This is a genomic window from Coprococcus sp. TM115-187, from assembly GCF_027679115.1.
Lineage (GTDB): Bacteria > Bacillota > Clostridia > Lachnospirales > Lachnospiraceae > Allocoprococcus > Allocoprococcus comes.
On record NZ_JAQEKS010000047.1, the window covers coordinates 1 to 382 of the forward strand.

The 382-nt window shown below is 35.3% G+C and carries 1 protein-coding gene; it reads left to right on the top strand.

The genetic code is table 11. The features are described 5' to 3' along the window. Positions 1-75: 75 nt before the first annotated feature. Complete coding sequence (locus tag PGW42_RS15660) at positions 76-246, top strand: cysteine-rich KTR domain-containing protein (RefSeq protein WP_224783670.1); 171 nt, start codon at positions 76-78, stop codon at positions 244-246. Positions 247-382: the final 136 nt, after the last annotated feature.

Sequence of the window (382 nt, forward strand, 5' to 3'; positions counted from 1 at the left end):
ATGTTCCACAAGTTAGCTTAACAGCTTGCAAAAGTCATATAAAATGAGATTTGAAAGGATTAGAGACTAATTATGATGAAATGCGAATGGATATTGTGTCCTGTTTGTGGGAACAAAACCCGTAATAAAATTAGGAAGGACACTGTTTTGGAGAATTATCCCCTTTATTGTCCAAAATGCAGACAAGAAAGATTGATTAAAGTTGACAACTTGAAGATAACTGTCATCAAAGAGCCAGACGCTTAAGACGCAGAGCCGATGAAATTGTGGAACAATTCACGAATCATCGGCTCTTTTTGTTTCGTATTTGAAAGAACAAACTCACCAAATAAAAAAAACGATATTCGGGTGGGTTATTTTGTTATACCCTAAATTACCCTCT

Bases quoted from the DNA above. Each gene is read 5' to 3' on its own strand.
- PGW42_RS15660 (WP_224783670.1), top strand. From the start codon at position 76: ATGAAATGCGAATGGATATTGTGTCCTGTTTGTGGGAACAAAACCCGT.